The sequence below is a fragment of the Variovorax sp. J31P179 genome (genome assembly GCF_030316985.1).
In the GTDB taxonomy this organism is placed as follows: domain Bacteria; phylum Pseudomonadota; class Gammaproteobacteria; order Burkholderiales; family Burkholderiaceae_C; genus Variovorax; species Variovorax ginsengisoli_B.
Map to the genome: position 1 here is coordinate 291,821 of NZ_JASZYL010000001.1, position 24,603 is coordinate 316,423.

Here is a 24,603-nt window from a genome sequence, read left to right on the forward strand (position 1 = left end):
CTGCATCGCACGTTGTCGAGCGCCGAGGAGCACCATGGAAGTCCTTCCGTTCTGGCCCGTGTCCGGTCAGACCACGCTGATCGTGACGTCCACGTTGCCGCGCGTGGCCTTGGAGTACGGGCAGGTCTGGTGCGCCGCCTCCACCAGCGACTGGACGACCTCGCGCTCGACGCCCGGCACGCTGACGTTCAAGCGGGCCTTGAGGAAATAGGCGCCGTCGGCGTTGGCCAGGTCGATCTCCGCATCGACGGTCAGGTCGGCGGGCAGCTTGAGCGAGCGCTTGCCGGCGGCGAGGCCCATGGCACCGATGAAGCACGCCGACCAGCCGGCGGCGAAGAGCTGCTCGGGATTGGTGCCGTTGCCGGCCCCGCCGGGCGGCGACAGCTTGACGTCCAGATGGCCGTCGCTGCTGATCGAGGCGCCGGCGCGGCCGCCGGTGGTGCGGGTCTTCCCGGTGTAGAGGATCTTTTCGGAGGAGGTCATGGCGTGTTCCTTGAGGCGGTTCGAATGGAGAACGGCTGGATTGTTGGCTGCGTTCGAACGCGCCGGCGCATCCTGCGTATGCCTCTGTATCCGCGCGGGAAACGCACACACTACGTTTCAAGCCCGGCCTCCTGCGAGCCGGTTGGCGGCCGAAGCGGCAGGCAGGGCGCGCAACATAGTGTGGCGCCGCTGCATGTCGGATACTTGCGAATACAAACCCGCTGGCGGTGCGAAAGCGACAAGTTACATTGCGGCTGCCGCGGACCACACGCCCCACCCACGTCATGACCCCCAAGACCTCGGACCACATCCTCATCGTCGACGACGACCGGGAAATCCGCGAGCTGCTCACGACCTACCTGGTCAAGAACGGCTTGCGCGTCGTCGCCGTGCCCACCGGCCGGCACATGCGCGCGGCGCTGGAGGCGTCGGGCCCCTTCGACCTGATCATTCTCGACCTGATGCTGCCGGGTGAAGACGGGCTCACGCTGTGCCGCGACCTGCGCACCGGCAAGTACAAGGCGACGCCCATCCTGATGCTCACCGCGCGCAGCGAGGAGGCCGACCGCATCCTGGGCCTGGAGATGGGCGCCGACGACTACCTGGCCAAGCCTTTTTCCGCGCGCGAGTTGCTCGCACGCCTGCGCGCGGTCATGCGCCGCACGCGCATGCTGCCGCCCAACATGGGCGCGGTCGAGCCGACCCGGAAGCTGGTCTTCGGCGACTGGCAGGTGGACACGGTGGCGCGCCACCTGCTGGACGACAGCGGCACGATGGTGGCCCTGAGCGGCGCCGAGTACCGGCTGCTGCGCGTCTTCCTCGATCATCCGCAGAAGGTCCTGACCCGCGACCAGCTGTTGAGCCTGACCCAGGGCCGCGAAGCCGAACTCTTCGAGCGCTCGATCGACCTGCTGGTGAGTCGCCTGCGCCAGCGACTGCGCGAGGATGCACGCGAGCCGCGGTACATCAAGACGGTCCGCAGCGAGGGCTACGTCTTCGCTTCGTCGGTCGAGGCGCGGGACGACTGAGCGTCCCGCCCATTCATGGGCGACCGCGTTTTCGCCCGCCCTCGGATGCGCGGGCGTTGATGCATTGGCAACTCACCGGGTTGCGCACTTCGTGCGCGAAGCCGCCCGCCAGGAAGAGCAGCACGAACCAGAGCTTCTTCACCTCAGGTTCCTGGCGATGGCGATGGCGATGCCGGCGGCTGCTCGGCCAGCAAGGCCTGGATCTTCTTCTCGGTCGCGCCGTAGCTGCCTTCGCCGAAATGCGAGTAGACGATCTTGCCCTGCTTGTCGATCAGGTAGACCGCGGGCCAGTACTGGTTGTCGAAGGCCCTCCAGGTGGCGTACTGGTTGTCCTGCGCCACGGCGTGCTTGATCTGCAGGCGGTCGATGGCGTCCTGCACGTTCCTGGCGGACTTCTCGTAGGCGATCTCCGGCGTGTGCACGCCCACGACGACCAGCCCCTGGTCCTTGTATTTCTCGTTCCATGCCTTGACGTAGGGCAGGTGGTTGAGACAGTTGATGCAGGTGTAGGTCCAGAAGTCGACCAGCACGACCTTGCCGCGCAGCGCTTCCAGCTGGAGCGGCCGCGAGTTGAACCATTGGTCGATGTTCGCGAACGCTGGCGCCTTCTGCGCGGCGCCGGTGGCGATGTCCCCGCCGGGCGGCGGCGCCGCGAAGGTCAGGAGGCCCACCGAGGCCGCGGCGGCCGCGACGACGAGGAGCACGTTGGATTTCATGTTCACGGCGAGCTCCAGCGTTCAGCGCAAGGTGACGCCGTCGGCGATCCCGGCCTGACGTGTCGGAAGCACCCCGCGGATGCCGTACTGGACCGGCACCCGGCTGTTCACGAAGGCCTCGACATAGAGATTCTGGCTCGGCGCGTGAGCGACTGCGCGGGCTTCGGACTGCACCGCGGAACGCTCGCGCGGGGATGGAAGTGCCGCGGCCACGACGGAAGAGGCGCCTTCCGAGTAAGGATCGATGGCGTGCGCAGCAAGCTCCGCCTGGGCGCGAACGTCACCGCGGACGAGCGTCGAATGGGTCTGCAGGACGCCTTGATATTCCTCGGCATGGGCCTGCGCGGCGATCAGGGCAACGAGGACGGACAGCGAGGCGGCACTGGCGATTCGGGAGATCTTCATGGCGATTCCTTGATGGAAGGTAGGGCTCGGAGAGGGAACGAGCGGATTATTCGACGCCCCCTTCGCCTTCGCCCGACGTTGCGTATGCCTCTGTGTCAGTCTGGCAACCGCACACACTACGTTTCACGACGAGGTCTCGATCCCGCTCCGCAACCCAGAACACCGGGATGGGAGGCCTTCGCGGCCGCCAACACCTGCGCATCTAACAAGAGCTAACACACGCCAACGCCCGCCACCGCCGGCGTGCCAACATCTGGGCTCCAATGGGCGCGAAGCGAAAGAGCGGAGGCCCGTTTCCATGCAGCAAGAAGAAATCACGCGGCGACCCGAGGCGGGCCTTCGCGACGCGAACCCCGAATCCGCCCCGCGCAACGGCTCCGGCGTGCCAGTGAAACTCGATCCGATGGTCTGCGACCACGGCCTGATGGCACGCGATTTCCACGACCTGGGGGCGGCCGCGCCGCGCCTCGAGCGCGCCATCGCCGACGGTTGGGTGTCCGTGCTCGTTGCGGGACGCGGCCGAACAGAACCGACGGCTCAGGCCACGCTGCAGCGCGAGTACGCGTTCCGCAATGCGCTGCATGAAGACTGGGCGGCGCTGCCGCTGGCCCTGGTGCCGCATGGTGAAGGCGCGCTGCTGGTCCTGAAGGACCCGGGCGGGGAACTGCTGCGCCGCATGGACCGCCCGGTCCGCAGCATCGACACATTCATCGCCGTTGCGATCCGACTGACCGCGGCCGCTGCTGCCATGCACGCGGCAGGCGTGATGCATCGCGCGCTGACGCCGGATCGTGTCCTGCTCACGCCCGACGGCCGGGCCCGCCTGACAGGCTTCGGTTTCGCAAGCCGCATTGCCACAGAAAATGATGTGCTGCCGGAGGAGCATCTGGCCTGGGACGAAATCAGCTTCGACTATATGGCGCCCGAACTCGGCGGGCGCATGAACGTGCGGGTCGATGCACGCGCGGACCTCTATTCGCTGGGCTGCATCCTCCATGAACTGCTGGTCGGCAGGCCGCCTTTCCAGGGTGCGGATCCTGCGCAGCGGGTGCATGCGCATGCAACCCACAAGCCGTCGCCACCCTCCGATCTGGTCGAGGGCATCCCACGGCAGTTGTCGCTGCTGATCTTGAAACTGCTCGAGAAGACCCGAGAGCACCGGTATGACAGCGCGGCCAGTGTGCTCGCCGACCTGCATCGCTGCGAGACCCTGTATCGCCAGCACGGATCCATCCCGCACTTCGCGCTGGACGCCCAGGCTCTCCTGCGCAGGGTGCGCTACACGGACCAGGTGCTGGGCCGCGACGCCGAGCTCGAGACGCTGGTGTCGCTCTACCGCCAGACTGCCAGCGATTCGCGATCGCGCGTCGCATGGGTCTCGGGCCCGTCGGGCATCGGCAAATCGATATTGCTGCGCGAAGCCGTGGCGCGCATCCGGCAGTCGGGCTCGCCCCTGGTCGCCGCGGGCAAGTGCGACGAAGGCACCCGCGGACAGCCCTATGCGATCCTGGTGCAGGCGCTGGAACAATTGCTGCAGTTCGTGCTCGGCTGTCCCGAGGAAGAGTTTGCGACCTGGCAGGACCGGATCCGCGCCGCAACGACGGCCGTGGATCGCACCTTGGCCGGCTTCCTGCCCGCCCTGCCGGTCGTTCTGGGTGCGCAACCCGCAGCCACCGAGACCCCGGACGCGTCCGCCGTGCTCGAACGGGAGCGCGTGCGCCAGGGCATGGCGCGCCTGCTGGCCTGCTTTGCGACCGCCACGCGGCCCCTGGTGCTGCTGCTGGATGACCTGCAATGGGCGGACGTCGGCGCACTCGAGGTGCTCGAACGGCTGCTTCATCAGCATGCCGGCACGCCGCTGCTGTTGGTCGGCACCTTCCGCAGCAACGAGGTGGATGCCGACCATCCCTTGCGTGCAGACCGGCTCGCCGAGGTGCCCGCCTCAGTGAAGCTGGAACTCGGACCGCTCGACGAGCGCGCGCTGCGCGAGTTGATCGCGCAGGCATTGCAGCAGGACGCCGACGGCCTGGGGCCGCTCACGGACGTGGTCGGCCGCAAGACCCAGCGCAATCCGTTCTTCACCCAGCACCTGCTCGGGCTGCTCGCCCACGACGGCCTTCTCTCCTACGACGCGGGGGCGTCGGCGTGGCGCTGGAGCCTGGAACGCATCACTGCGCATCCGGCCGTCGACAACGTCGTCGACCTGCTGGTGCGCCGCTTCGAAGAACTGCCGGCCCCGACGCAGTCCGCGCTGCAGCTGCTGGCTTTCCTCGGGCAACGCGCGTCGGGCGAAACGCTGGCTGTCGCCGCGGGGCTGGCGCCGGATGCCCGTTCGATCCGCAGCCTTGAAGCTACGCTCGAGCCCGCATTTCGAGCCGGAACCCTCTGCCGCGAGGACGACGACTGGGTGTTCTGCCACGACCGGTTCCGCGAAGCGACCTATGCATCCGTGGCGCCGGCAGATCGCGCTTCGCTGCATCTTCAGATCGCGCGCCGCCAGAGCTCGCACCCCACGGCGCGGGCCCACGTCTTCGCGATCGCTGCGCAGGCCAACCTCGCCCGATCGGCCGTCGACACGCTTCAGGAACGGCGCGACTTCGCGAAGCTCAACCTCGAAGCCGGCCGTCAGGCCAAGGCCGCCACCGCCCACCATTCGGCGCTCGGCTTCTTCCGCGCCGCGCTCGATTTCCTGGGCGCGGACGACGTCACCGAGGAAGGGCTGAACGCTCGCGCGTCGTGCGGTGAAGCCGAATTCCTGACCGGCAACCTCGAGGCGGCCGAAGCGCGGCTGTCGGCCCTGGAGCAGGTGGCGGGCGACGGCGTCTTCGGCGCCGACCTGGCGCGCCTGCGCGCAGCGCTGTACACCACCCTCGGGCGATTCGACCTTGCGCTGGCCGTCGGGCTGAGCTTTCTGCGCAAGGCAGGCATCCACGTCCCCATGCGGCCGGACGACGCGGCGGTCGACCGTGAGTACACGCAGTTGCGGACCTGGCTGGACCGGCACGGCATCCTCGCGCTGCGGCGCCTGCCGATCGCAGTCGATCCGCTGCGCCTGGCGATCACCAACATCTTTTGCGACCTCATTCCGCCAGCGCTCTACACCGACCAGAACCTGGTCGATCTGATTCTGCTGCGCATGGCCAACCTCGGCATCGTGCACGGCCATACGGACGCGTCGGCGAATGGGTATGTGTGCATGACGCAGGTCTTCGGTGTGCGCTACGGCGACTATGGCACCGCGCGCGAGTTCGGCGCGCTGGCGCTGCATCTGGTCGACGAGCGCGGCCTGCGGCTCTACCGCGGCCGCGTCTACATGGCCTACGGCACCATGGTCGTGCCCTGGACGCAGCCCGCCCGTGCGGCGCGCGACTTCATCCGCCGTGCCTACCAGGTCCTGGTGAATGTCGCGGACCACACCTTTGCGATCTATTGCGGCGCCAACGAAGCCAGCGGCCTGCTGTTCTCGGGCGAGTTCCTCGGTAACGTGCGCGATACGGTCGAGCACGGCCTGACCCTGGCGCGCGACGCCAATTTCCAGTTCGTCGTCAACGCGCTGCTGGCGCAGAAGGTGCTTCTTGCTCGGCTACAGGACGGCACCGACGGGCACCTGCCCGAGCCACCGAGCGTGCCTCAGGAAGGCGCGTCGACCACACTGGTGGACTTCGAATACTGGGTGTACCGCCTGCAGGGGGCACTGCTGTCGGGTGACCTCCCCGACGCCCTCGAGGCGCGCCGGCGTGCCCAGGCCTGTGCGTCGGCCGGGCGCACCTTTGCAGAGAGCGGCGAACTGCCGTTCTACGGCGCGCTGGCACTGCTGGCGCTGCCGGTGCGGGACCCGGACCAGCAGGCGGCGCTGCACCGCGACGTGGCGCAGCTCGCAGCCTGGGCCGAAGTCTGCCCCGACAACTTCTCGGCCCGATTCGACCTCGTGCGCGCCGAGCTGGCGCGGGTCGGCGGCGAGCCGCTGCAAGCCGCCGAGGCCTACGTCCGCTCGGTCTCGCATGCCCGCCGACACGGCTTCACGCAGATCGAGGCACTGGCCGCCGAACTGGCGGCGGCGTTCCACACCGGCCGCGGCGACGAACTCTCCGCACAAGGCAACCTGCGCCATGCCCGCGGCGCATGGCAGCGCTGGGGTGCCGCGGCCAAGGTACGGCAACTGCAGGCTGCCCATCCTGCGGTTTTCGAGCAGGACGCGTGGCCGCCGGCGGCGAGCCGACTGCAGGCGCTCGACGCGCAGGCCGTGCTGCGCATCTCGACCGCGCTCGCGAGCGACATCGTTCCCGCCCGACTGATCGAAACCGTGTTGCGCACCGCGCTCGAGAGTGCCGGCGCCGAACGCGGCACGCTGGCGCTGCTGCGTCACGGCGTCTGGCAGGTGCGCGCGCAGGCACGCGTGCTCGATGGCGCCATTCCGGTGACGCAGGAGGTGCCCGCTTTCGGCAGCGAGATTCTTCCGGTATCGATCGTGCAGGCCGTCGCGCGCACCCAACAGTGCCTGGTGGTGGGCGACGCGCGCGAGGAACCCTCCCTTGCACAAGACCACTACGTTCGCGTCCGGCGCCCGCGCTCGGTGTTGTGCGTGCCGATGATGCGCCACGCGACCCTGATCGGCGCGTTGTACCTCGAGAACAACCTCGCGGCCCAGGTGTTCACGCTCGCCAAGGCCGAGCTGCTGGAGGTGATCGCCTCGCAGGCAGCCTTCGCCCTGGAGAATGCGCGCCTGTACGACGAACTGCTCGATCAGAATCGGCAGCGGGCCGTCGCCGAGGAACAGCTGCGCGGCGCCCTCGCCGAACTCGAGCGCGCCAGCCGCCTCAAGGCCATGGGCGAACTCGTCGCCTCCATCGTCCACGAGATCGGCCAGCCGATCGCAGCGGTCGACACCTCCGCCAGTGCCGCTCTGCGCTGGCTCGATCGCAGCACGCCCGACATCGACGAGGCGCGCCAGATGCTGGCGCACATCAGCAAGAGTGCACTGCGAGCGCGCACCATCATCCAGAGCCTCAGGTCCAAGGCGCGCAACGCCGAGCCGCAGTTCGCCCCCTTCGATCTCGGCGAAGCGCTGCGCGAAGCGGCGACGCTGGTCGCCGGTCCGCTCGAATCGCTGGGCGTCGCCCTTGAGCTTCGAGGCCTGGACGCACCGGTGCAGGTGCGCGGCGACCGCGTCCAGCTGCAGCAGGTCGCGGTCAATCTCCTGATGAACGGCGCCGAGGCGATGACGGCGCTCGAGCACGGCCCACGGCTGCTGCGCTTCGCGTGTGCGACCGACGACGAAGGCCGCGCCCAGGTCGCGGTGGACGACGTCGGCAGCGGCATTGGCGCCGGGACCGCCGACAAGCTGCTCCAGCCCCTGTTCACCACCAAGGCCAACGGCATGGGCATGGGTCTGGCGATCTGCAAGTCGATCCTCGATGCGCACGGCGGGACGCTCGCGCTGCTGCCGCGCAAGACGGCGGGCACGCGCGCCGTGTTCTCGCTGCCGCGCCTGGACCCGGGCGCTGCGGCCCGGAACGTCTGAACCATTTCGCCAGCCACCGAACCATGCATCCCGCCCCCGCCATCCCGACCGGCACTCGCCCCGACAGCGATCCCCGTGTCGCCTACATCGTCGATGACGACGATCTCGTGCGCGGCGCGCTGGGCAGCCTGTTGCGCTCCATCGGCCTGGAGGTTCGCGCTTTCGACTCGACCGAAGCATTCCTCGCCGCCGCGCGCGCCGACGGGCCGTCCTGCCTCGTGCTTGACGTGCGCTTGCGCGGCCAAAGCGGCCTTGCATTGCAGCAGAGCCTGCTCCAGCTTGCCCGCCCGCCGATTCCCATCGTCTTCATGACCGGGCACGGCGACATCGCAATGACCGTGAAGGCGATGAAAGCGGGTGCCGTGGACTTCCTGAGCAAGCCCTTCCGCGACCAGGACATGATCGATGCGGTCACCGCCGCGCTGGACAGCGACGCCAGGCGACTCGAGGCGGCGCGCCGGTTGCTTGCGGTTCGAAACGGCTGGGATGCCCTGACGCCGCGCGAGCGCGAGGTGATGCAGCATGTGGCCGGAGGCCTCATGAACAAGCAGATCGCCGCCGAGATGGGGATCGCGGAGATCACCGCCAAGATCCATCGCGGCCAGGCCATGCGCAAGATGAACTCCCGCTCGGTCGCCGAGCTGGTGCGCAAGATGGAAGCGCTCGGCGTGCTCCAAGGCACGCACTGAGCGCCGCGCCCGGCCCATGGTCCGCTGCGCGCCCGCATGACAAGGGCAAACCTTCGTAGGGGTCGGGCGAACGCGGGTGCAATGGCGCACCTGGCACTGCGCGTGATGTCATCTCCCCATGCCGCCCATTGCGACGGCAACAGGAGAACGAAGATGACGAACAGCCCCGTGAAGCACCCCGGCGCCGCCCCCGCCGCGTCCGCGGCTCGAATCGCGATGATCGCGGGCCGCGCGCTCGCCATCGCCACCCTCGGCCAGACCACCCATGCCGCGATGCTGCCATCCGCAGCCTCCACGGTCGATGCCAGCCTGTGGGGGATGCTGTCCCTGACGCTGCTGGTCGGTCTTGTGCTGCTCGGCGCCCTCTTCGGCTTCACCGTCCACGCCCACCGCGCCGGCGCGATGCGAATTGCCCGTGAGCTGGATCGGGAAGGCAAGGACGCCAGGCTGCCCGCCATCGCGGTCACTGGCCCGATGGCCATTGCGCAGCTCGCGCGCTCCATCAACGCAGTCCGCCGCCGCCAGGCGGAGCGCGAGGCAGAGCATCTGGATGTCCAGGCCGCCTATGCGCACGACCTGCGCACGCCGCTCACTCGCATGGGACTGCGTTGCGAGATGCTGGAGGATCCCGCGGCACGCGAAGCCATGGCGCGGGACCTCGCGGAGATGCGCGAACTGGTGGAGGCCAGCGTCGCGAGCGCATGGATGCAGCGCAGCGTGGCCGAGCCGCAGCAGCGTGTCGATGCCGACGGCCTGATCGGCAACCTGGTGCGCGACTACCGCGACGCGGGCCGGGCGATCGCGCTGGATGGGCATATCGGCCGGCCGGTGGCCGCGTGCCCGCTGGCGCTGCGCCGCGTGCTTGCCAACCTGATCGACAACGCGCTGCGGTATGGCACCGACGTGCGGATCAGCGCCCGCGTCGATACCCGCAGCCTGGTGCTGGCCGTGATCGACTCGGGACCGGGCATTTGCCCGGCGCAGATGGAGGCCGTCCTTTCCCCTTGGGTGCGGGCACGGCAGGGACAGGAGCACAAGCCGGGATCGGGCCTGGGCCTGGCGATCGCCCGGCGCCTCGCGCGGTCCATGCAAGGCGAGCTCCTGCTGCAGAACCGCCGCGGCGGGGGGCTCGAGGCACGCCTGACGCTGCCGCTCGCAATGGCATGACGCCGCTCGAGCGGGACCTCCAGGCCGGCGAAGGTCCAGCGCCCATACCTTCATATGATGGCGCCGCGCGCTCGCGGCGGTATTCTGGGCCACCGGGCAATGATGGGATGGTCCCAGCCGCTTTCCCAGGTAAAGAGCCGGATTCTCACTTGTCCTCCCATCGCATCGCGCTCGTGTCCATCGTCGACGACGATTCTTTCGTGCGCACCGCGACGAGCAGCCTCGTGCGCTCGCTCGGCTGGGAAGCGCGCGAGTTCGCATCGGCCTCGGCTTTCCTTGCCTCCGGCACGGCGGCGCGTACGCACTGCCTGGTGTGCGATGTGCAGATGCCGGCGATGGACGGGATCGAGTTGCTGGACCGGCTCCAAGGCCGGGGCATCCATGTCCGCACGCTGTTCATCACCGCCTTCGCATCGACCCGCGTGCGCGAGCGCGTGGCGGCCAGCTCGGCGCTGTGCCTGATCGAAAAGCCGATCGACGCCGACGAGCTGAAGACCTGGATCGAGCTGGCGCTCGCGCACGGCTGACGACGTGGCGACGGCCCCGTTGGGGACGGGGCGCTTTGCGCGTCAGCGTGCCAGCCGCGTGAACACGTAGTCGTGGTTCTTCACCAGCGCCTGGTGGCAGGCGAAACAGGTCTGGTGCTGTGCCAGGTCGACGGGCTTTCCGTTCACGAACCGGCCGAAGCCCCAGCCACCCGTGGCGGCGTATTTCTTCGCGTCCTTCACCATCACTTGAACGGTCGTGGCCGCGCCCGGAACAGTGGCGGGAGGGGACTCCGACGACTGCACCTGCTTCCATGCCAGCTTGACAAGGACGGTGCCGTCCGGGAACGGAAGGCTGCCCTGGTCGTAGGCCTCGACGGCCTTGGCGTTTCCGAGCACCGCCCGAAGCTCGTTCAACGGCTCTGCCTCGATGGCCGGTGCGATCAGTCGCCACTGCCTGTAGCCCTCGGGAATCGTGACGCCGTACAGGGGCGAGGCAGCCGTCGTCTTCGCGTCCGCAGAGGCGTTGGAGGCCACCGAGAAGACGGCCGCGGCGGCCGCGAGCGCAAGGACGCCAAGGCCAGTGAGCGCCGCCAACACCGCCCGGTCTGGAGACGGTGATTCATCGAGTCTTTTGGCGTTACAGGCGGAAGCCTGCTGCGTGTCGAGTCGTTTCATGAGACGGACCCTTGAGTGTTGAAAATATGGGCTGGAGGTGAGTCCCAGAGCACGTCGATTGTTCGGCGACCTTGCCTCTTGCGGACCGGACTTCGTATGCCCGCGTATCTCCACTGCGGACAGCCACACTACGTTTCACCGGCGAGCGGCGCGGGGGCGCATCGCCGTGATGCGTTCGCGTAATTCCTCGTGTCAGGCGGTTCGGCAGACACAGTGCCATACACAGATCAGCGGTGCGCGTGGCTGCGCATCCTATAACCGCGTCCGTGCTTGCCCCCCGCGCGCCTTCTTGCGTTGCGAAGGACGATCACTCCTCTTCGCTCTCTACTTCAACGACAGGAAATTCGAATGAAACAACTTAGCCGCCGCCGCGCTCGCACGGTCGCCATCGGAGGCCTGATGGCACTGGCGGGCGTCTTCGTCACGCTCACCGCTTCGGCGCAGACCGCCGGCACCGCGCAGCATGTCAAGCCCACCGTCGTGCTCGTCCATGGCGCCTTCGCCGAATCATCGAGCTGGGACGGCGTGATCCGCAAGCTCGAAGCACAGCACTACCCGGTCATCGCTGCGGCAGACCCGCTGCGCGGCGTCAAATCCGACGCGGCCTACATCGCGGGGATCGTCGATTCAATCAAGGGACCGGTGGTGCTGGTGGGCCACTCGTACGGCGGTTCCGTGATCTCCAGTGCCGCCACTGGCAAGAGCAACGTGAAAGCGCTTGTCTTCGTGGCTGCGTTCGCACCAGAAGCGGGTGAGTCGGCCGCCGATCTCAGCGGCAAGTTCCCTGGCAGCACGCTCGGGCCCGCGCTGGCACCACCGGTCGCACTCGCGGATGGTGGCAAGGACCTGTACATCTTGAAAGACAGGTTCCACGACCAGTTCGCCGCTGACGTGCCCGTCGTCGCTGCGCGTCTCATGGCCGCGACGCAGCGCCCCATCGCCGAGGCGGCGCTCGGCGAGCCGGCCGGAGCACCGGCATGGAAGACGGTCCCCTCGTGGTTCGTCTACGGTGACGGCGACAAGAACATCCCGCCGGCGGCACAGGCCTTCATGGCCGAGCGCGCCAAGTCCATGAAGACGGTGGTCGTCAAAGGCGCTTCGCACGTCGTGATGACGTCGAAGCCCGATGTGGTCGCCAAGCTCATCGTCGAAGCCGCAAACCGCTAGACGGACTGCCAGGCCCGGCCTGTCGCCACGCAGGCCGGCCAGATCGATGGGACGGTCCGGATCGGCCCATCGACCCAGGCATCGAAATTTATTGTCGAGAAGACAGCCGCAGATACAGAGCGATACGCAGTAGCTGCCGAACCGCGATCCCGCGGGCACCATCTGGACCACCCTTCCACCGCCCACCCTTGCTCAGGAGATTCAAATATGACACCGTCGTTCCAACTGCCCCGCCGGCGCTTCCTCACCGCGACCGCGCTCGGCGCCGCCGCCGCCCAGCTCTCGGCGGTCACACCGGCCTTCGCCCAACCCGCTCGCGCACTCCAGCGCCTCGAACCGCTCAAGAGCATCGATGCCGGCACGCTCAACATCGGCTATTACGAAGCGGGGCCGGCCAACGGCGCACCGGTGATCCTGCTGCACGGATGGCCGTACGACATCCACATGTTCGTCGACGTGGCGCCGGCGCTGGCGGCGGCAGGCTTGCGGGTCATCGTGCCGCATCTGCGCGGCTACGGAACCACGCGCTTCCTGTCGGCCGACACGCCACGCAACGGGCAGCAATCGGTGGTCGCCGTGGACATCATCGCGCTGATGGATGCGCTCGACATCCGCACCGCCACGGTGGCCGGTTGCGACTGGGGCGCACGAACGGCCTGCATCATGGCCGCGCTCTGGCCGGAACGGGTCAATGCGCTGGTCTCGGTCAGCGGCTACCTGATCGGCAGCCAGGCGGCCGGCAAGGTGCCGCTGCCACCGCAGGCCGAACTGCAGTGGTGGTACCAGTACTACTTCGCGACCGAGCGCGGCCGCACGGGCTACGAGAAGAATCGCCACGAATTCGCCAAGCTCATCTGGCAACTGGCATCGCCGAAGTGGAACTTCGATGCGGCGACCTTCGACCGCAGCGCAGCGGCACTCGAGAATCCCGACCACGTGGCCATCACGATCCACAACTACCGCTGGCGCCTCGGTCTGGCCGACGGCGAGGCGAAGTACCAGCCGCTCGAGGACCGCCTGGCCAAGGCGCCCGTGATCGGCGTGCCGACCATCACCCTCGAAGGCGATGCCAATGGCGCGCCGCATCCGGAGCCCAGCACCTACGCGAAGAAGTTCTCGGGGCGCTACGAACATCGGCTGGTGAGCGGTGGCATCGGCCACAACCTGCCGCAGGAAGCCCCCGAGGCCTTCGCAAGGGCCGTGCTCGATCTTGCACGCGGGTAAGGCGCCGTCCGGTCGGCGAACAAGCACCTCCATCGCACCAGGAGAGCGAACCATGTGGAACCTCGATCAAGCCTACATCGACGGCGCCTTCGTGCCTGTCCAGGGCAGCGAACGGCTGGAGATCGTCAACCCCGCGACCGAGCAGGCCATCGGGACGGTGGTGCTGGCCAACCGCGACGATGCCCGACGGGCCATCGCCGCGGCGAACCGGGCCCAGCCGGGGCTGGCGAACAGCACCAAGGCCCAGCGCATCGAGATGCTCAGGCGCCTCGAGGCCGCCGTGCTGGCCCGCAGCGACCAGATCCGCGATGCCACGATCGAGGAGTACGGCGGCCCGCTGGCGCGTTCGCAGTGGGTCAGCAACTACGCCTCGCAGTGTTTCGCCACGACGGCGCAGATGCTGGGCGACTATGCCTTTGAACGCCGCCTGGGCGAGGCCGCCGTCGTCATGGAGCCGATCGGGGTCGCCGGCCTCATCGCGCCATGGAACAGCGCGGCCGGCAGCATCTGCAGCAAGTTGGCTTCGGCCATCGCAGCGGGCTGCGCCTCGGTCGTCAAGCCCAGCGAACTGGGCCCGCTGCAGGCGCAGGTCGTGACCGAGGCACTGCATGACGCCCGCTTGCCGGCCGGCGTCGTCAACGTGCTGCTCGGGCGCGGCGGCGATGTGGGCGACGAGATCGCCACCCACCCGGGCATCGCGAAGATCTCTTTCACCGGTTCGACGCAGACCGGCAAGCGCATCGCGCGTGCCGGCCTGGACACCCTGAAGCGGGTGAGCCTCGCGCTGTCGGGCAAGTCGGCCACCCTGATTCTGGACGACGCCGACCTGGCCATCGCGTTGCCGATGGCGCTGAACGCCGCCTTCATGAACAACGGCCAGGCCTGCGTGGCCGGCACGCGCCTGCTGGTCCCGAACGTGCACATGACCGAGGTCATCGAAGGCCTGCGGCATACCGTCGCCGCGCTGCGGGTTGGCGATCCGCGCGATGCCGCCACGGCGGTCGGGCCGCTCGCGAGCCAGGCGCAGTTCGAGCGCGTGCAGCAGTTCATCCGTCGCGGCCTGGCGCAGGGCGCGACGCTGGTGGCCGGCGGCGAGGGCCGTCCGGATGGCCTCGACAAGGGCTGGTTCGTCCGCCCCACCGTGTTCGCCGGTGTGCGCAACGACATGGACATCGCACGCGAGGAGATCTTCGGGCCCGTGCTCTCGGTGATCGGCTACGACGACGAGGACGAAGCAGTCGAGATCGCGAACGATTCCATCTACGGCTTGCAGGCCTACGTCTTCTCGTCGCAGCCGCAGCGTGCACGCCGCGTGGCCTCCCGGCTGCGCGCCGGCACGGTGCTGGTCAATCGCATCGCGCCCGATCTGATCGCGCCTTTCGGGGGTGTCAGGCAGTCGGGCATCGGCAGGGAGTTCGGCGTCTTCGGGATGGAAGCCTTCCTGGAGCCCAAGACCATCACCATGGCGAACAGCCTGGCCTGAAGGCCGCAACGACCGGGCGTCCGACTCGCCGCCACCCTGCGTTCGCCCACCGTCAAGGCGCGAAAACCGAGAACCGGCCCTGGATCTCGGCCAGCAGCCTGCTCGCTGCGATGGCCAGCGGCCGGCCGTGGCGCACGATCAGCCGCACCTGCGCTGTCCTGCAGAGTGGATCGGCGAGATTCAGTGCGACCAGCTCCCCGGATGCGATCTCCGCCGATGCCGCCATGCCGGCGCCGACGAAGGTCACGCCGTTGGTCGACTGCACGAATCTCTTGAGGCTGATGACGGAGTTGCTCCGGAACGAGGGGTGCAGCTTCAGGTGCTCCGCGTACTCGAGCAGCTCGACCACGCGCTCGACGCCATAGCCGGGCGGCATGAGCGCGATCGGAAAGCCGACCAGCTGCTTCAGGCGCAGGGCTCCGGCGAGCCGGGTGAGCGGGTGGCCCGCCCGGACCAGCACCTGGGTCGGCGCGGCCGCGCTGGCGACGAACTGCAGCAGCGGATCGGGCTGGGGGTTGTAGGCGAGCCCGATGTGGGCCGAGTCGTCCGCCAGCGCGCCGATCAGTTCGTTCACGGGCAAGGCGTCCAGCTCGACCGTGAGTTTCGGATAGGCCTCGCAGAACGGGGCGACGATCTGGGTCACCAGGCCCTCGACGAAACCTTCGCTGGCGACGATGCGAACCGTGCCCGTTTCCATCGAATCGATCGCCTGGAGCCGCTCGACCAGCCGCTCCTGATGCGCCTGGCAGCCTCGCCAGTACTCGAGCAGGTGGTAGGCGTTGTCGGTCGGCACGACGCCGCGGGCCTGGCGCTCGAACAGGGCGAAGCCCAGCTCCTCTTCCAGCAGCGCGACCTGGCGCGTGATCACGGACGGTGCGGTGTTGAGCGCATCGGCGGCACCGCGCATGGACCCCCGCACCAGCACTTCCTGGAAATACCTGAGTCGCTTCTGGTTGATCTCCCGCACGGTACAGGCCTCTTGTTGGTGTTGCCCTTTGAGCAACGTTCAAGCCACGAAATTGCTGTTGCTCGAACGAATGCTACATCAAACAATCGCCTCACCCCCCACCCACCGCCTCGCGGCGCTCAACGAAAGAGGACTGAAATGCGACGCAGAACCTTCCACGCCTTCGCCCGCCTGATCGCCGTGAACGCTGCCCTGCTGGGCCTCGCGACCACGGCCGGCACTGCCGCTGCGGCCGATGCCTTTCCCTCGAAGCCGATCACCATGCTGGTCGCCTTCCCGCCAGGCGGGCCCGCGGATGTGCTGGCGCGTGCGATGCAGCCCGAGATGGCCAAGGCCCTCGGGCAGCCCTTCATCATCGAGAACCTGCCGGGCGCCGGCGGTGCACTGGCGGCACAGCGGCTGCTGAGCCGTCCGGCCGATGGCTACACGCTGATCATGGGTTCGCCCAACGAGGCGATCCTCGCGCCGCTGTCCAACGCCTCAGCGAAGTACAAGCCCGAGGAGTTCGCGCTGCTGGCACCGATCTCGACGCACCCGCTGGTGGTCATGGCACGCAACGACCTTCCCTATTCATCGCTCGAACAGGTGATCGCCGCCGGCAGGCAGGCCGGCAGCCAGAGCCTCACCTTCGGCAGCCCCGGCCACGGCTCGATGTACCACATCGTCTCGGAGTACATCGCGCAGACGACCGGCGCCAAGCTGCTCCATGTGCCGTACAAGGGCGCCACGCCGATGATGCAGGACCTCGTCGGCCAGCAGATCGACGTCACGATCCTGCCGAATCTGGGGGCGTCGACGCAACTGCTCGAGAGCCACAAGATCAAGGCGATCGACGTGCTGGACACGCAGCGCATGCCGACCCTGCCCGGGGTGCCCGCCATCACCGAGGGCAAGCTCGCGCAGAAGAAGGAGCTGGTCTACGCCGTCTGGCTGGCGGTCATGGCCAAGGGCGGCATGCCGGCCGACCGCGCAGACATTCTGCTCGCGGCATCGCAGAAGGCCATCGCATCGCCCGAGATGACCAAGGCGCTGGCGCTGTCCGGCGTCGAGGCCATGAAGCCGCAATCGCTGGCCGATTCGGCGAAGTTCTACGCCGCCGAGACCGACAAGTTCAGAAAGATGGCGCGCTCCATCCAGCTGACACCGCAGTGACCCGGCCGCGCAGCCTCCCCCATGTCCCCTCCCTCCGAAAGAACCCCATGAACATCCTCGTCGCCGGTTTCCAGCATGAGACCAACACCTTCGCCCCCACCGTGGCCAGCTACGACAGCTTCGTCCGGGGGGAGGACTTCCCGGGCCTCGTGCGCGGCGAAGCGATGTTCGGACTGCTCGACGTGAACTTGCCCGCCAGCGGCTTCATCCACTTCGTGCGGGCACAGGGGCACAGCGTCACGCCGGTCATCTGGGCGGGTGCGGGCGCCTCGGCCCATGTGACCACCCACGCGTACGAGCTCATCGCTTCCGAGATCGTCGAGGCTGCCAGGAGCGCGTCCTTCGATGCCATCTACCTGGATCTGCATGGCGCGATGGTTGCGCAGCACCTGGACGACGGCGAGGGCGAACTGCTGTCGCGCATCCGGGCCGTCACCCGGCCCGGCATGAAGATCGTCGCCTCCCTCGATTCGCATGCCAACGTCACACGGCAGATGCTCGGTCTGGCGGACGGCGTGGTCGCCTATCGCACCTATCCGCACATCGACATGGCGGACACGGGCCGGCGCGCCGGCGAACTGCTGCTGGCCTTGATGCGTGCGGAACAACCCGCTCACCTCGCGGTCCGGCGCGTGCCCTTCCTGATCCCCGTGAACAGCATGTCGACGATGATGCAGCCCGCGCGCGGTGTCTACGACCTGCTCGAAGAGCTCGAGCCCACGGTGCTTTCCCTGTCATTCGCGCCTGGCTTCCCGGCCGCGGACTTCCCGGAATGCGGGCCGGTGATCTGGGGCTACGGCTTCGACGCAGCAGAAACCGAGCGCGCCATCGACACCCTCTTCGATCGCGTCTGCGAGCCCGAGGGCCAATGGGCCGTCGAGTTCGAGGAGCCCGACGCTGCCGTGCAGCACGCGATGCAGGTCGCGGCCACCGCGCACCGGCCGGTGATCATCGCCGACACGCAGGACAACCCGGGCGTCGGCGGCGACTCGAACACCACGGGCATGCTGCGCACCTTGCTGCGCCACGGTGCACAGGACGCCGCGATCGGCCTGATCTGCGATCCATCGGCCGCGGCGGCGGCGCACGAGGCTGGCGTGGGCGCGACGATTAGCATCGGACTGGGCGGTTGTCCGCAGATCGAGGGCGACCCGCCGCTGCAGGCGCAATTCCAGGTCGAGGCACTGTCGGACGGCAAGTTCGTCTATGGCGGCCCGATGATGAACGGCAAGGCCAGCGACCTCGGTCCGATGGCTCGGCTGCGCATCGGGGGGGTGCGCATCGCGGTGAGTTCGGCCAAGGCGCAGCTGCTCGACCGGAACATGTACCGGGCGGTCGGCATCGAACCCGAGCGCATGAAGATCCTCGTCAACAAGAGTTCGGTGCATTTCCGGGCCGACTTCGCCGCCATCGCCAAAGAGATCCTCGTCGTGCGCGCGCCGGGTCCCTTCGTTGCCGACCCCGCGGATCTGCCGTGGACGAAGCTGGGGCCCGGCATGCGCACGCGGCCGAACGGTCCGGTCTTTGCCGGCGCCGCCGATGTCCATGCCTGAGCTTCCGGCCGGCGGCGTCGGGCCCCTGGCCCGCACGCTAAACTTCGCGTCATTTTCCAATGGGCGAAGCCGCCGAGTGGTCGACTTCGCCCCTGCGCCGGGGCGCGGCCATTGCCTGGTCGCATCGGCTCGGGAAGACATCCGTCGACCGGCTCGATGCCCTTTTCCTGCGGGCCGGCGTCTCAGAGTTTCCATCGATGAACGAATTCGCAGCGAGAACAGGCGCCATAGTGACGTTTGGACCGTTCACCCTCAGGGAGAAGGAGCGGCTGCTGACGCGCGACGGCGCCCCGGTGGAACTCGGCGGGCGCGCCATGGATGTCTTGATCGTGTTGGTCGCCCGCGCCAACGAGGTGGTCAGCAAGCACGAACTCATGCGGCTGGCCTGGCCCGGCGTCGTCGTCTCGGACGGCAGCCTCCGCTTCCAGATCACGATGCTGCGGCAGGCGCTCGGCGACGGCAAGGACGGCGCCCGCTACATCGTCAGCATCGTCGGCCGCGGCTACTGTTTCGTCGCTGCCATTTCGAGGCAAGGCGGCATCGACACCCCCAACCCTGTCGAGCCCGTCCTTCCCGGCCAGCCGCCGCAGTTGGTGGGGCGGGAAAAGGATCTGTCCGAAATCCGGGCCCAGCTCGCCACCTGCAGGTTCGTCACCATCGTCGGCGCGGGCGGCGTCGGCAAGACAACCGTTGCCGTTCGAACGGGCCACGACCTGCTTGCGATGTTCGGCAACGCCGTCTACTTCATCGACCTCGCGGCGTTGAGCGATGCGTCCCTGGTGCCGACTGCGATCGCCTCGACGCTGCGGCTGTCCGTCCGCTCGAGCGACCCGGTGCCCAGTCTGCTCGCCTATCTGCGCGACAAGCGCATGTTGCTGGTTCTTGACAACTGCGAGCATGTGATCGATGCGGCGGCGCTGCTCGCCGAGAGGATCTTCGCGGCGACACCCCATGTCCACATCCTGGCGACGAGCCGGGAACCCCTGCGCACGCAAGGCGAACATGTCCACCGGCTGGAACCGCTGGCGAGCCCCCCGGACCAGCCCGGGATCACGGCGGCTGGCGTCCTGACCTATCCGGCGGCGTGGCTGTTCGTGGCACGGGCAGGTGCCAGCGGGGCGATGCTCGGTCTCGACGACACCGATGCGCGGGTCGTCGCCGGCATCTGCCGCAAGCTCGACGGCGTGCCGCTGGCGATCGAACTCGCGGCGCGGCGCGTGGTGAGCTACGGCCTGCACCAGACCGCCACCCTGCTGAACGATCGCCTCACGCTGTCGTGGCCCGGGCAGCGCACCGCGCGGCCGCGCCATCAGACCCTGCAGGCCACGCTGGACTGGAGCTTCGAGCTGCTCGACGGCGCAGAGCGACAGGTCCTGAGCCAGCTTCCGGTGTTCGTCGGCAACTTCTCGCTGGAGGCCGCGCGCCGGGTCGTGGTCGCGCCCGGTGTGAGCGAGGAGCAGGTGCTCGCCGCGATCGCGGGCTTGGCGGAGAAATCGCTGCTCGCCATGCACCGTTCAGGCGCGCGTACGCTGTATCGGCTGCTGGAGAGCACACGGGTCTACGCGCTCTCGAAAGCCAGCGCGGAGACGACCGAGGCGGCGGCGCTTCGGCACGCGCAGTACTTTTGCCATCGGCTCGAGCAGGCGGCCGAGAAGCACGCGGCCTTCTCGCGCGACGCCGGCCGCGCCTCGGACACGGCAGACCTGGGCAATGTCAGGGCGGCGCTCGAATGGTGCTTCGGCCCCCAAGGCGCGACCGAGCTCGGGGTCGCGCTGGCAGCCGCAGCGGTGCCGGCCTTCATGGCGATGTCGCTGCTGGCCGAATGCCACCGCTGGTCGACGCGTGCGCTGGGGGAGCTGACCGAGCGCACCGTTTCCAGCCGCTCGGAAATGACTCTGCAGGCCGCGCTGGGCCTGTCGCAGATGTTCACGCGCGGCAACAGCGAGGAAGTGCGCCAAGCCCTCGAACGAAGTCTGGCGGTTGCGCAGGGACTGGGCGACGCCGCCAGCCAGGTCCAGCTCCTTGCCCGGTTGCAGATATTCCACGAGCGCATCGGCGACTTCGTGGTTTCGCTGGACTACGCCCATCGAAGCGCCGCGGTGGCCGAAACGATCGACGACCCGACGGCGCGTGCGACCGCCAATTCCCTGGTCGGCCTCTGCAGCCATCTGACCGGAGACCAGGCCAAGGCACGCCTTCTGCTGGAAGCTGCGATCGCCGGCGGGGTGCAATCCGCGCAGGCCAGCACGATCTACGCCGGCTTCGACCATGCCAACCGCGCCAGCATCGCGCTGGCTCGAACGCTCTGGCTGCAGGGGTACCCGGCGCAGGCCGTCATCGTGGCTCAACGCGCCGTGGACGACGCCCGCCAGCTGGACCATCCTGTGACCCTGTGCATCGCACTGATCTGGGCCGTTTCGGTCTACCTCTGGATCGGCGACCTCGGCAGGGCCGAGCGGGACATCGACAGCTTCATCGCCTACGCGGAATCCCATTCGTTGACGCCCTACCTCGCCGTCGGCCGCGGCATCAAGGGCGAACTGGCGCTCAGGCGCGGCGATCCGGAGCACGGCGTGCAGGCGCTCGCGCGCTGCCTGGGCGATCTCCACGAATCTCGCTATGAGTTGCTCACCACCTCCTTCAGTCTCACGCTGGCCGAAGGTCTGACCATGGTCGGCAGGACGCCCGAAGCGCTCGTCTTGATCGACGACACCCTGGCGTCGGTGCATGCGAACGGCGATCTCTGCCACCTTCCCGAACTGCTGCGGGTCAAGGCGCGCGCGCTGCGCAGTGCGCCCGAGCGCCGCATCGACGAGGCGGAGGAATGCCTGGTGCAATCCCTGGATTGGAGCCGGCGCCAAGGCGCGCGGGGATGGGAGCTGCGGACGGCGATGGACCTGGCACGGCTGTGGAGCGAAACGCGCCGCGCCCCGCAGGGACAAGCGTTGCTGCGAGGGGTACTCGCCCACTACGAGGAAGGCTTCGACACCGCGGACCTCCAGGAGGCGGGCGGGATCCTGGCGCGAATCGACGAACGGGCAGCGTCGGCCGCGCCGATGGGGTAGCCGTGTCCAATGGGTCGACCACTGCCCTGCCCCTCTCCCGCCAGGTCGCGCACGGCCGTGGCGGTCTCGTGCCGGGCCTTCGATGAAACTGCATCACTGGCTCGCCGTCATTCCGTTCCTGCTGTTCCTTGGCGGCTCGCTGTTCGCCGCCCGGGTTCAGCCCTTCGTGCTCGGGCTCCCGCTGTTCGTCGCGTGGACCATCGGCTGTGTGATCGCGACGGCCGCGGTGATGTGGCTGGTCTTCCGGCTCGACCCCGCCAATCGCGCGCCCTAGGCGCTGCGCCAACGCCTTCCTCTTCGCTGCGACCTGCATGAATCCCGCGCTGGCCATCATTGCGTCGACCCTGGTCGGCGTCCTGCTTCTTGGACTGCATGCCCGGCAAGGGGTGCGCATGAACCTGGAGCAATGGAGCGTCGGCGGGCGTGCCTTCTCCGGCGGGCTGGTGTTCGTGCTGATGGCCGGCGAGCTCTACACCACCTTCACCTTTCTGGGTGCCAGCGGCTTCGCCTATGGCCACGGCGGCCCTGCGTTCTACGTCATGGCCTATTCCTGCCTGGCGTTCGTGCTGTCGTACTGGCTGCTGCCGGCCATCTGGCGCTTCGCCCGGCAGCACGGCGTGCTCACACAGCCAGAGTTCTTCGCGAAGGCCTACGACAGCCCGTTGATGGGCTTGCTGGTCTGCGCGGTCGCGCTGCTCGCGCTGCTGCCCTACCTGGTCCTCCAGTTCAAGGGCTTGGGCATCATCGTGGAACTCACGTCGTACGGCAGCCTCACGTCGTCGTCGGCGATCTGGATCGGCGCGCTGGCCATGACGGCCTACGTGCTCCTGTCGGGCATGCACGGCTCCGCCAGCACGGCCGTTCTGAAGGACGTCCTGATCCTGGCGGTCTGCGTGTTCCTGGGGCTCTACCTGCCGTATCGCTACGACGGCGGGCTGGAAGCGATGTTCAGGCACATCGAGCGGCACCGGCCGGGCTTCCTGGCGCTGCCCGCCACCGGCAAGAGCGGCGCATGGTTCGTATCGACCGTCGCGCTGTCGGCGCTGGGCATGTATTTGTGGCCCCACGCCTTCACCGCGACATTCACCGCCGGCAACGAGCGCAGCTTCCGCCGGAATGCGATGGTGATGCCGCTCTACGCGCTCGTGATGCTGTTTTCGATGTTCGCCGGGCTCGCCGCCGTGCTGCAAGTTCCCGCGCTGACCGGAGACCAGATCGACCTGGCATTGCTGAGGCTCGCGATCCAGACCTTCGACCCCTGGATCGTCGGCGTGATCGGCGCCGCCGGCATGCTCACGGCCATCGTCCCGGGCTCCATCATGCTGGTGTCCGCATCCACCTTGGTCGCACGCGACCTCTACCGGCCCTGGCGGCCAGCCAGCAGCGATGCACACCTGTCCATGGTCTCGCGTGGCGCGACCGTCTTGCTGATGCTGGCCGCCGTCGCCTGGACCTTGGCTGGCGGCGCCAGCATCGTCTCCCTGCTGCTCATGGGCTTCGGCTTCGTGACGCAGCTGGCACCGGCCTTGCTGGCCGTGCTGGCGCGAGACCGTCGGGTCAACCGCTATGGCGCATTCGCGGGCATTCTCGTCGGCGTGACCTTCGTCGCCGGCAGCGTGGTGTCCGGTCTCACCATGCAGCGGCTGCTTCCCGCTGCGCCGGAATGGGTCCACGACGTCAACCTCGGCATCGTCGGCCTGGCGTTGAACGTCCTGACGACGTTCATCGTGAGTCTGCTCACGCGAGACCGGCTGCGCGCGAGGATGCCGCCGCGGGTCAGCCCCGAGCCGTTGCGCTAGGCCGTGTTTCAAACGTAGCCGTCCGGGTTTCAGCTGCATCGCGCAGTGGCAGCGGGGCAATCCGATCGCAACCGCCAGATCCGACAGTAGAGACACCGATGCAGACGCAAGTCGCTCGGGTTTCGAAGAGGACGTCGGACGCGTGTCTGCTGGCGCCGCCTCTGTACTTCATTCAGACGCGCAAAGGAATCACCATGAAGAAGATCCATTTGGCCATGGCCCTGGCGGCCGCCGTTCTCGCGCTCTCGGGCACCGTGGCTTCGGCGCAAGAAAGCCGTGCGGAAGTGAAGGCCGAACTCAAGGCCGCGCAGGCCAGCGGCGAACTCGCCGCGCTCGACGGCGAAGACAGCGGCTCAGCCTACCTGGCCTCGCACTTCCGTTCGACCGAATCGCGCAAGGAGGTCAAGGCCGAAGTCAAGGAAGCCCGCGCGGACGGCACGCTGAACGTGCTGGATGGCAGCGACAGCGGCTCGGCTTATCTCTCCAGGCACCAGGTGCTGGACACGCCGCGCGCGGAAGTCAAGGGCGAACTCCAGGCTGCCGAGAAGAACGGCACGCTCGACCAGCTGTACGGCGAAGACAGCGGCTCCTTCGCCTTGGCCGCGGACCGGCGCCACGTCGCCGCGCGGCCGGCCGTCGCCTCGAACTGAGCCCTTGCCGATGGCCGCCGGCATCGTGTCGCTGTTGGAGACCAGGTGGTACCGCAGCGTGACGCTCATGGGGTTGACATGGCTGGCGGCGGCAGGACCGATGCCCCCGATCGACATGACGCCTGTACCGCCGCTGGCCGCGGTGTCGGCGTGGCGGTCCGACGCACTCGGCGAAGGCTGATCAGCCTTCGATGGCCCGTGTGGAGCGTCGCAGCTGCTGCGCCATCATGCGCTGCATCCGCGTCTGCGGGGTGCGGTGCAGCAGCAGGTCGATGGCCCAGCCGGCCACCACCACGACCGCCAGTGCGCCAAGGGTGAGAATTGCTGAGTCCATGGTCTGCTCCCGATTCGACAATGGAGCGACTTTGCGC

Annotated in this window: 22 protein-coding genes; 15 read left to right on the forward strand and 7 right to left on the reverse strand. The window is 68.2% G+C overall.

Annotated elements, in window-relative coordinates:
- Positions 1-66: 66 nt before the first annotated feature.
- Positions 67-483: an organic hydroperoxide resistance protein gene (locus QTI17_RS01480; RefSeq protein WP_286530597.1), complete on the reverse strand. Its 417-nt coding sequence runs from the start codon at positions 481-483 to the stop codon at positions 67-69.
- A gap of 284 nt (positions 484-767) precedes the next feature.
- On the opposite strand from QTI17_RS01480, the gene QTI17_RS01485 reads away from it, so the two are divergent.
- A complete protein-coding gene (locus tag QTI17_RS01485) occupies positions 768-1,511 on the forward strand; it encodes a response regulator (protein WP_286530598.1) in 744 nt (247 codons plus the stop codon).
- 13 nt (positions 1,512-1,524) lie between these two features.
- Here QTI17_RS01485 and QTI17_RS01490 read toward each other — a convergent pair whose 3' ends face one another.
- The 3 genes from QTI17_RS01490 to QTI17_RS01500 are packed head-to-tail and all read right to left on the reverse strand — an operon-like array spanning position 1,525 to position 2,632.
- On the reverse strand, positions 1,525-1,653 hold the full coding sequence (locus QTI17_RS01490) for a hypothetical protein (RefSeq protein WP_286530599.1): 129 nt from the start codon (positions 1,651-1,653) through the stop codon (positions 1,525-1,527).
- A 1-nt stretch (position 1,654) separates the two neighbouring features.
- Entirely contained in the window at positions 1,655-2,233 is a 579-nt protein-coding gene (locus QTI17_RS01495) for a thioredoxin family protein (protein WP_286530600.1), read from the reverse strand.
- Between the two features lie 15 nt (positions 2,234-2,248).
- A complete protein-coding gene (locus tag QTI17_RS01500; protein ID WP_286530601.1) occupies positions 2,249-2,632 on the reverse strand; it encodes a hypothetical protein in 384 nt (127 codons plus the stop codon).
- 403 nt (positions 2,633-3,035) lie between these two features.
- On the opposite strand from QTI17_RS01500, the gene QTI17_RS01505 reads away from it, so the two are divergent.
- From QTI17_RS01505 to QTI17_RS01520, 4 genes are all read left to right on the forward strand, one after another.
- Positions 3,036-8,153 (forward strand): trifunctional serine/threonine-protein kinase/ATP-binding protein/sensor histidine kinase, encoded by a 5,118-nt coding sequence (locus tag QTI17_RS01505; protein WP_503011014.1) that lies wholly within the window; start codon positions 3,036-3,038, stop codon positions 8,151-8,153.
- A 23-nt stretch (positions 8,154-8,176) separates the two neighbouring features.
- Entirely contained in the window at positions 8,177-8,842 is a 666-nt protein-coding gene (locus QTI17_RS01510) for a response regulator transcription factor (RefSeq protein WP_286530603.1), read from the forward strand.
- Between the two features lie 153 nt (positions 8,843-8,995).
- Entirely contained in the window at positions 8,996-10,009 is a 1,014-nt protein-coding gene (locus QTI17_RS01515) for a sensor histidine kinase (RefSeq protein WP_286530604.1), read from the forward strand.
- A 149-nt stretch (positions 10,010-10,158) separates the two neighbouring features.
- Positions 10,159-10,536, forward strand: coding sequence for a response regulator transcription factor (locus tag QTI17_RS01520; RefSeq protein WP_286530605.1), 378 nt, complete (start codon positions 10,159-10,161; stop codon positions 10,534-10,536).
- 42 nt (positions 10,537-10,578) lie between these two features.
- Here the strand turns inward: QTI17_RS01520 and QTI17_RS01525 are convergent, their stop codons facing one another.
- Positions 10,579-11,172 (reverse strand): cytochrome P460 family protein, encoded by a 594-nt coding sequence (locus tag QTI17_RS01525; RefSeq protein ID WP_286530606.1) that lies wholly within the window; start codon positions 11,170-11,172, stop codon positions 10,579-10,581.
- Positions 11,173-11,571: 399 nt separating this feature from the next.
- Here QTI17_RS01525 and QTI17_RS01530 point away from each other — a divergent pair, with 399 nt between their 5' ends.
- From QTI17_RS01530 to QTI17_RS01540, 3 genes are all read left to right on the forward strand, one after another.
- Complete coding sequence (locus QTI17_RS01530) at positions 11,572-12,339, forward strand: alpha/beta fold hydrolase (RefSeq protein ID WP_286530607.1); 768 nt, start codon at positions 11,572-11,574, stop codon at positions 12,337-12,339.
- Positions 12,340-12,546: 207 nt separating this feature from the next.
- Positions 12,547-13,563: an alpha/beta fold hydrolase gene (locus QTI17_RS01535; RefSeq protein ID WP_286530608.1), complete on the forward strand. Its 1,017-nt coding sequence runs from the start codon at positions 12,547-12,549 to the stop codon at positions 13,561-13,563.
- A 52-nt stretch (positions 13,564-13,615) separates the two neighbouring features.
- Complete coding sequence (locus tag QTI17_RS01540; protein ID WP_286530609.1) at positions 13,616-15,046, forward strand: aldehyde dehydrogenase family protein; 1,431 nt, start codon at positions 13,616-13,618, stop codon at positions 15,044-15,046.
- A 52-nt stretch (positions 15,047-15,098) separates the two neighbouring features.
- Here QTI17_RS01540 and QTI17_RS01545 read toward each other — a convergent pair whose 3' ends face one another.
- Entirely contained in the window at positions 15,099-16,013 is a 915-nt protein-coding gene (locus QTI17_RS01545) for a LysR family transcriptional regulator (RefSeq protein ID WP_286530610.1), read from the reverse strand.
- Between the two features lie 138 nt (positions 16,014-16,151).
- Between QTI17_RS01545 and QTI17_RS01550 the strand changes: the two genes are divergently transcribed.
- The 7 genes from QTI17_RS01550 (at position 16,152) to QTI17_RS01580 (ending at position 24,413) form a co-directional block, all read left to right on the forward strand.
- Complete coding sequence (locus QTI17_RS01550) at positions 16,152-17,165, forward strand: tripartite tricarboxylate transporter substrate binding protein (protein WP_286530611.1); 1,014 nt, start codon at positions 16,152-16,154, stop codon at positions 17,163-17,165.
- A 47-nt stretch (positions 17,166-17,212) separates the two neighbouring features.
- Entirely contained in the window at positions 17,213-18,718 is a 1,506-nt protein-coding gene (locus QTI17_RS01555; protein ID WP_286530612.1) for a M81 family metallopeptidase, read from the forward strand.
- Positions 18,719-18,777: 59 nt separating this feature from the next.
- Positions 18,778-21,783, forward strand: a complete 3,006-nt coding sequence (locus QTI17_RS01560) for an ATP-binding protein (protein ID WP_286530613.1) — start codon at positions 18,778-18,780, stop codon at positions 21,781-21,783.
- Between the two features lie 82 nt (positions 21,784-21,865).
- The gene (locus QTI17_RS01565) at positions 21,866-22,057 is read left to right on the forward strand and encodes a DUF3311 domain-containing protein (protein WP_286530614.1); all 192 of its coding nucleotides are present in this window, start codon (positions 21,866-21,868) and stop codon (positions 22,055-22,057) included.
- A 37-nt stretch (positions 22,058-22,094) separates the two neighbouring features.
- Positions 22,095-23,582 (forward strand): sodium:solute symporter family protein, encoded by a 1,488-nt coding sequence (locus QTI17_RS01570; protein ID WP_286530615.1) that lies wholly within the window; start codon positions 22,095-22,097, stop codon positions 23,580-23,582.
- Positions 23,583-23,776: 194 nt separating this feature from the next.
- The gene (locus QTI17_RS01575; protein ID WP_286530616.1) at positions 23,777-24,232 is read left to right on the forward strand and encodes a DUF4148 domain-containing protein; all 456 of its coding nucleotides are present in this window, start codon (positions 23,777-23,779) and stop codon (positions 24,230-24,232) included.
- Between the two features lie 10 nt (positions 24,233-24,242).
- Positions 24,243-24,413 carry a hypothetical protein gene (locus QTI17_RS01580; RefSeq protein ID WP_286530617.1) on the forward strand — a complete coding sequence of 57 codons (171 nt, stop codon included), beginning with the start codon at positions 24,243-24,245 and terminating at the stop codon, positions 24,411-24,413.
- Here QTI17_RS01580 and QTI17_RS01585 read toward each other — a convergent pair whose 3' ends face one another.
- A complete protein-coding gene (locus QTI17_RS01585; protein ID WP_286521062.1) occupies positions 24,414-24,566 on the reverse strand; it encodes a hypothetical protein in 153 nt (50 codons plus the stop codon).
- Positions 24,567-24,603: the final 37 nt, after the last annotated feature.

What these genes read in the sequence shown, in the direction of transcription:
- QTI17_RS01510 (WP_286530603.1), top strand. Translation starts at nt 8,177, where the DNA reads ATGCATCCCGCCCCCGCCATCCCGACCGGCACTCGCCCCGACAGCGAT.
- QTI17_RS01570 (WP_286530615.1), top strand. Translation starts at nt 22,095, where the DNA reads ATGAATCCCGCGCTGGCCATCATTGCGTCGACCCTGGTCGGCGTCCTG.
- QTI17_RS01560 (WP_286530613.1), top strand. Translation starts at nt 18,778, where the DNA reads ATGGGCGAAGCCGCCGAGTGGTCGACTTCGCCCCTGCGCCGGGGCGCG.
- QTI17_RS01565 (WP_286530614.1), top strand. Translation starts at nt 21,866, where the DNA reads ATGAAACTGCATCACTGGCTCGCCGTCATTCCGTTCCTGCTGTTCCTT.
- QTI17_RS01530 (WP_286530607.1), top strand. Translation starts at nt 11,572, where the DNA reads ATGGCACTGGCGGGCGTCTTCGTCACGCTCACCGCTTCGGCGCAGACC.
- QTI17_RS01485 (WP_286530598.1), top strand. Translation starts at nt 768, where the DNA reads ATGACCCCCAAGACCTCGGACCACATCCTCATCGTCGACGACGACCGG.
- QTI17_RS01550 (WP_286530611.1), top strand. Translation starts at nt 16,152, where the DNA reads ATGCGACGCAGAACCTTCCACGCCTTCGCCCGCCTGATCGCCGTGAAC.
- QTI17_RS01580 (WP_286530617.1), top strand. Translation starts at nt 24,243, where the DNA reads ATGGCCGCCGGCATCGTGTCGCTGTTGGAGACCAGGTGGTACCGCAGC.
- QTI17_RS01525 (WP_286530606.1), bottom strand. Translation starts at nt 11,172, where the DNA reads ATGAAACGACTCGACACGCAGCAGGCTTCCGCCTGTAACGCCAAAAGA.
- QTI17_RS01555 (WP_286530612.1), top strand. Translation starts at nt 17,213, where the DNA reads ATGAACATCCTCGTCGCCGGTTTCCAGCATGAGACCAACACCTTCGCC.
- QTI17_RS01505 (WP_503011014.1), top strand. Translation starts at nt 3,036, where the DNA reads ATGGTCTGCGACCACGGCCTGATGGCACGCGATTTCCACGACCTGGGG.
- QTI17_RS01540 (WP_286530609.1), top strand. Translation starts at nt 13,616, where the DNA reads ATGTGGAACCTCGATCAAGCCTACATCGACGGCGCCTTCGTGCCTGTC.
- QTI17_RS01575 (WP_286530616.1), top strand. Translation starts at nt 23,777, where the DNA reads ATGAAGAAGATCCATTTGGCCATGGCCCTGGCGGCCGCCGTTCTCGCG.
- QTI17_RS01500 (WP_286530601.1), bottom strand. Translation starts at nt 2,632, where the DNA reads ATGAAGATCTCCCGAATCGCCAGTGCCGCCTCGCTGTCCGTCCTCGTT.
- QTI17_RS01480 (WP_286530597.1), bottom strand. Translation starts at nt 483, where the DNA reads ATGACCTCCTCCGAAAAGATCCTCTACACCGGGAAGACCCGCACCACC.
- QTI17_RS01535 (WP_286530608.1), top strand. Translation starts at nt 12,547, where the DNA reads ATGACACCGTCGTTCCAACTGCCCCGCCGGCGCTTCCTCACCGCGACC.
- QTI17_RS01585 (WP_286521062.1), bottom strand. Translation starts at nt 24,566, where the DNA reads ATGGACTCAGCAATTCTCACCCTTGGCGCACTGGCGGTCGTGGTGGTG.
- QTI17_RS01515 (WP_286530604.1), top strand. Translation starts at nt 8,996, where the DNA reads ATGACGAACAGCCCCGTGAAGCACCCCGGCGCCGCCCCCGCCGCGTCC.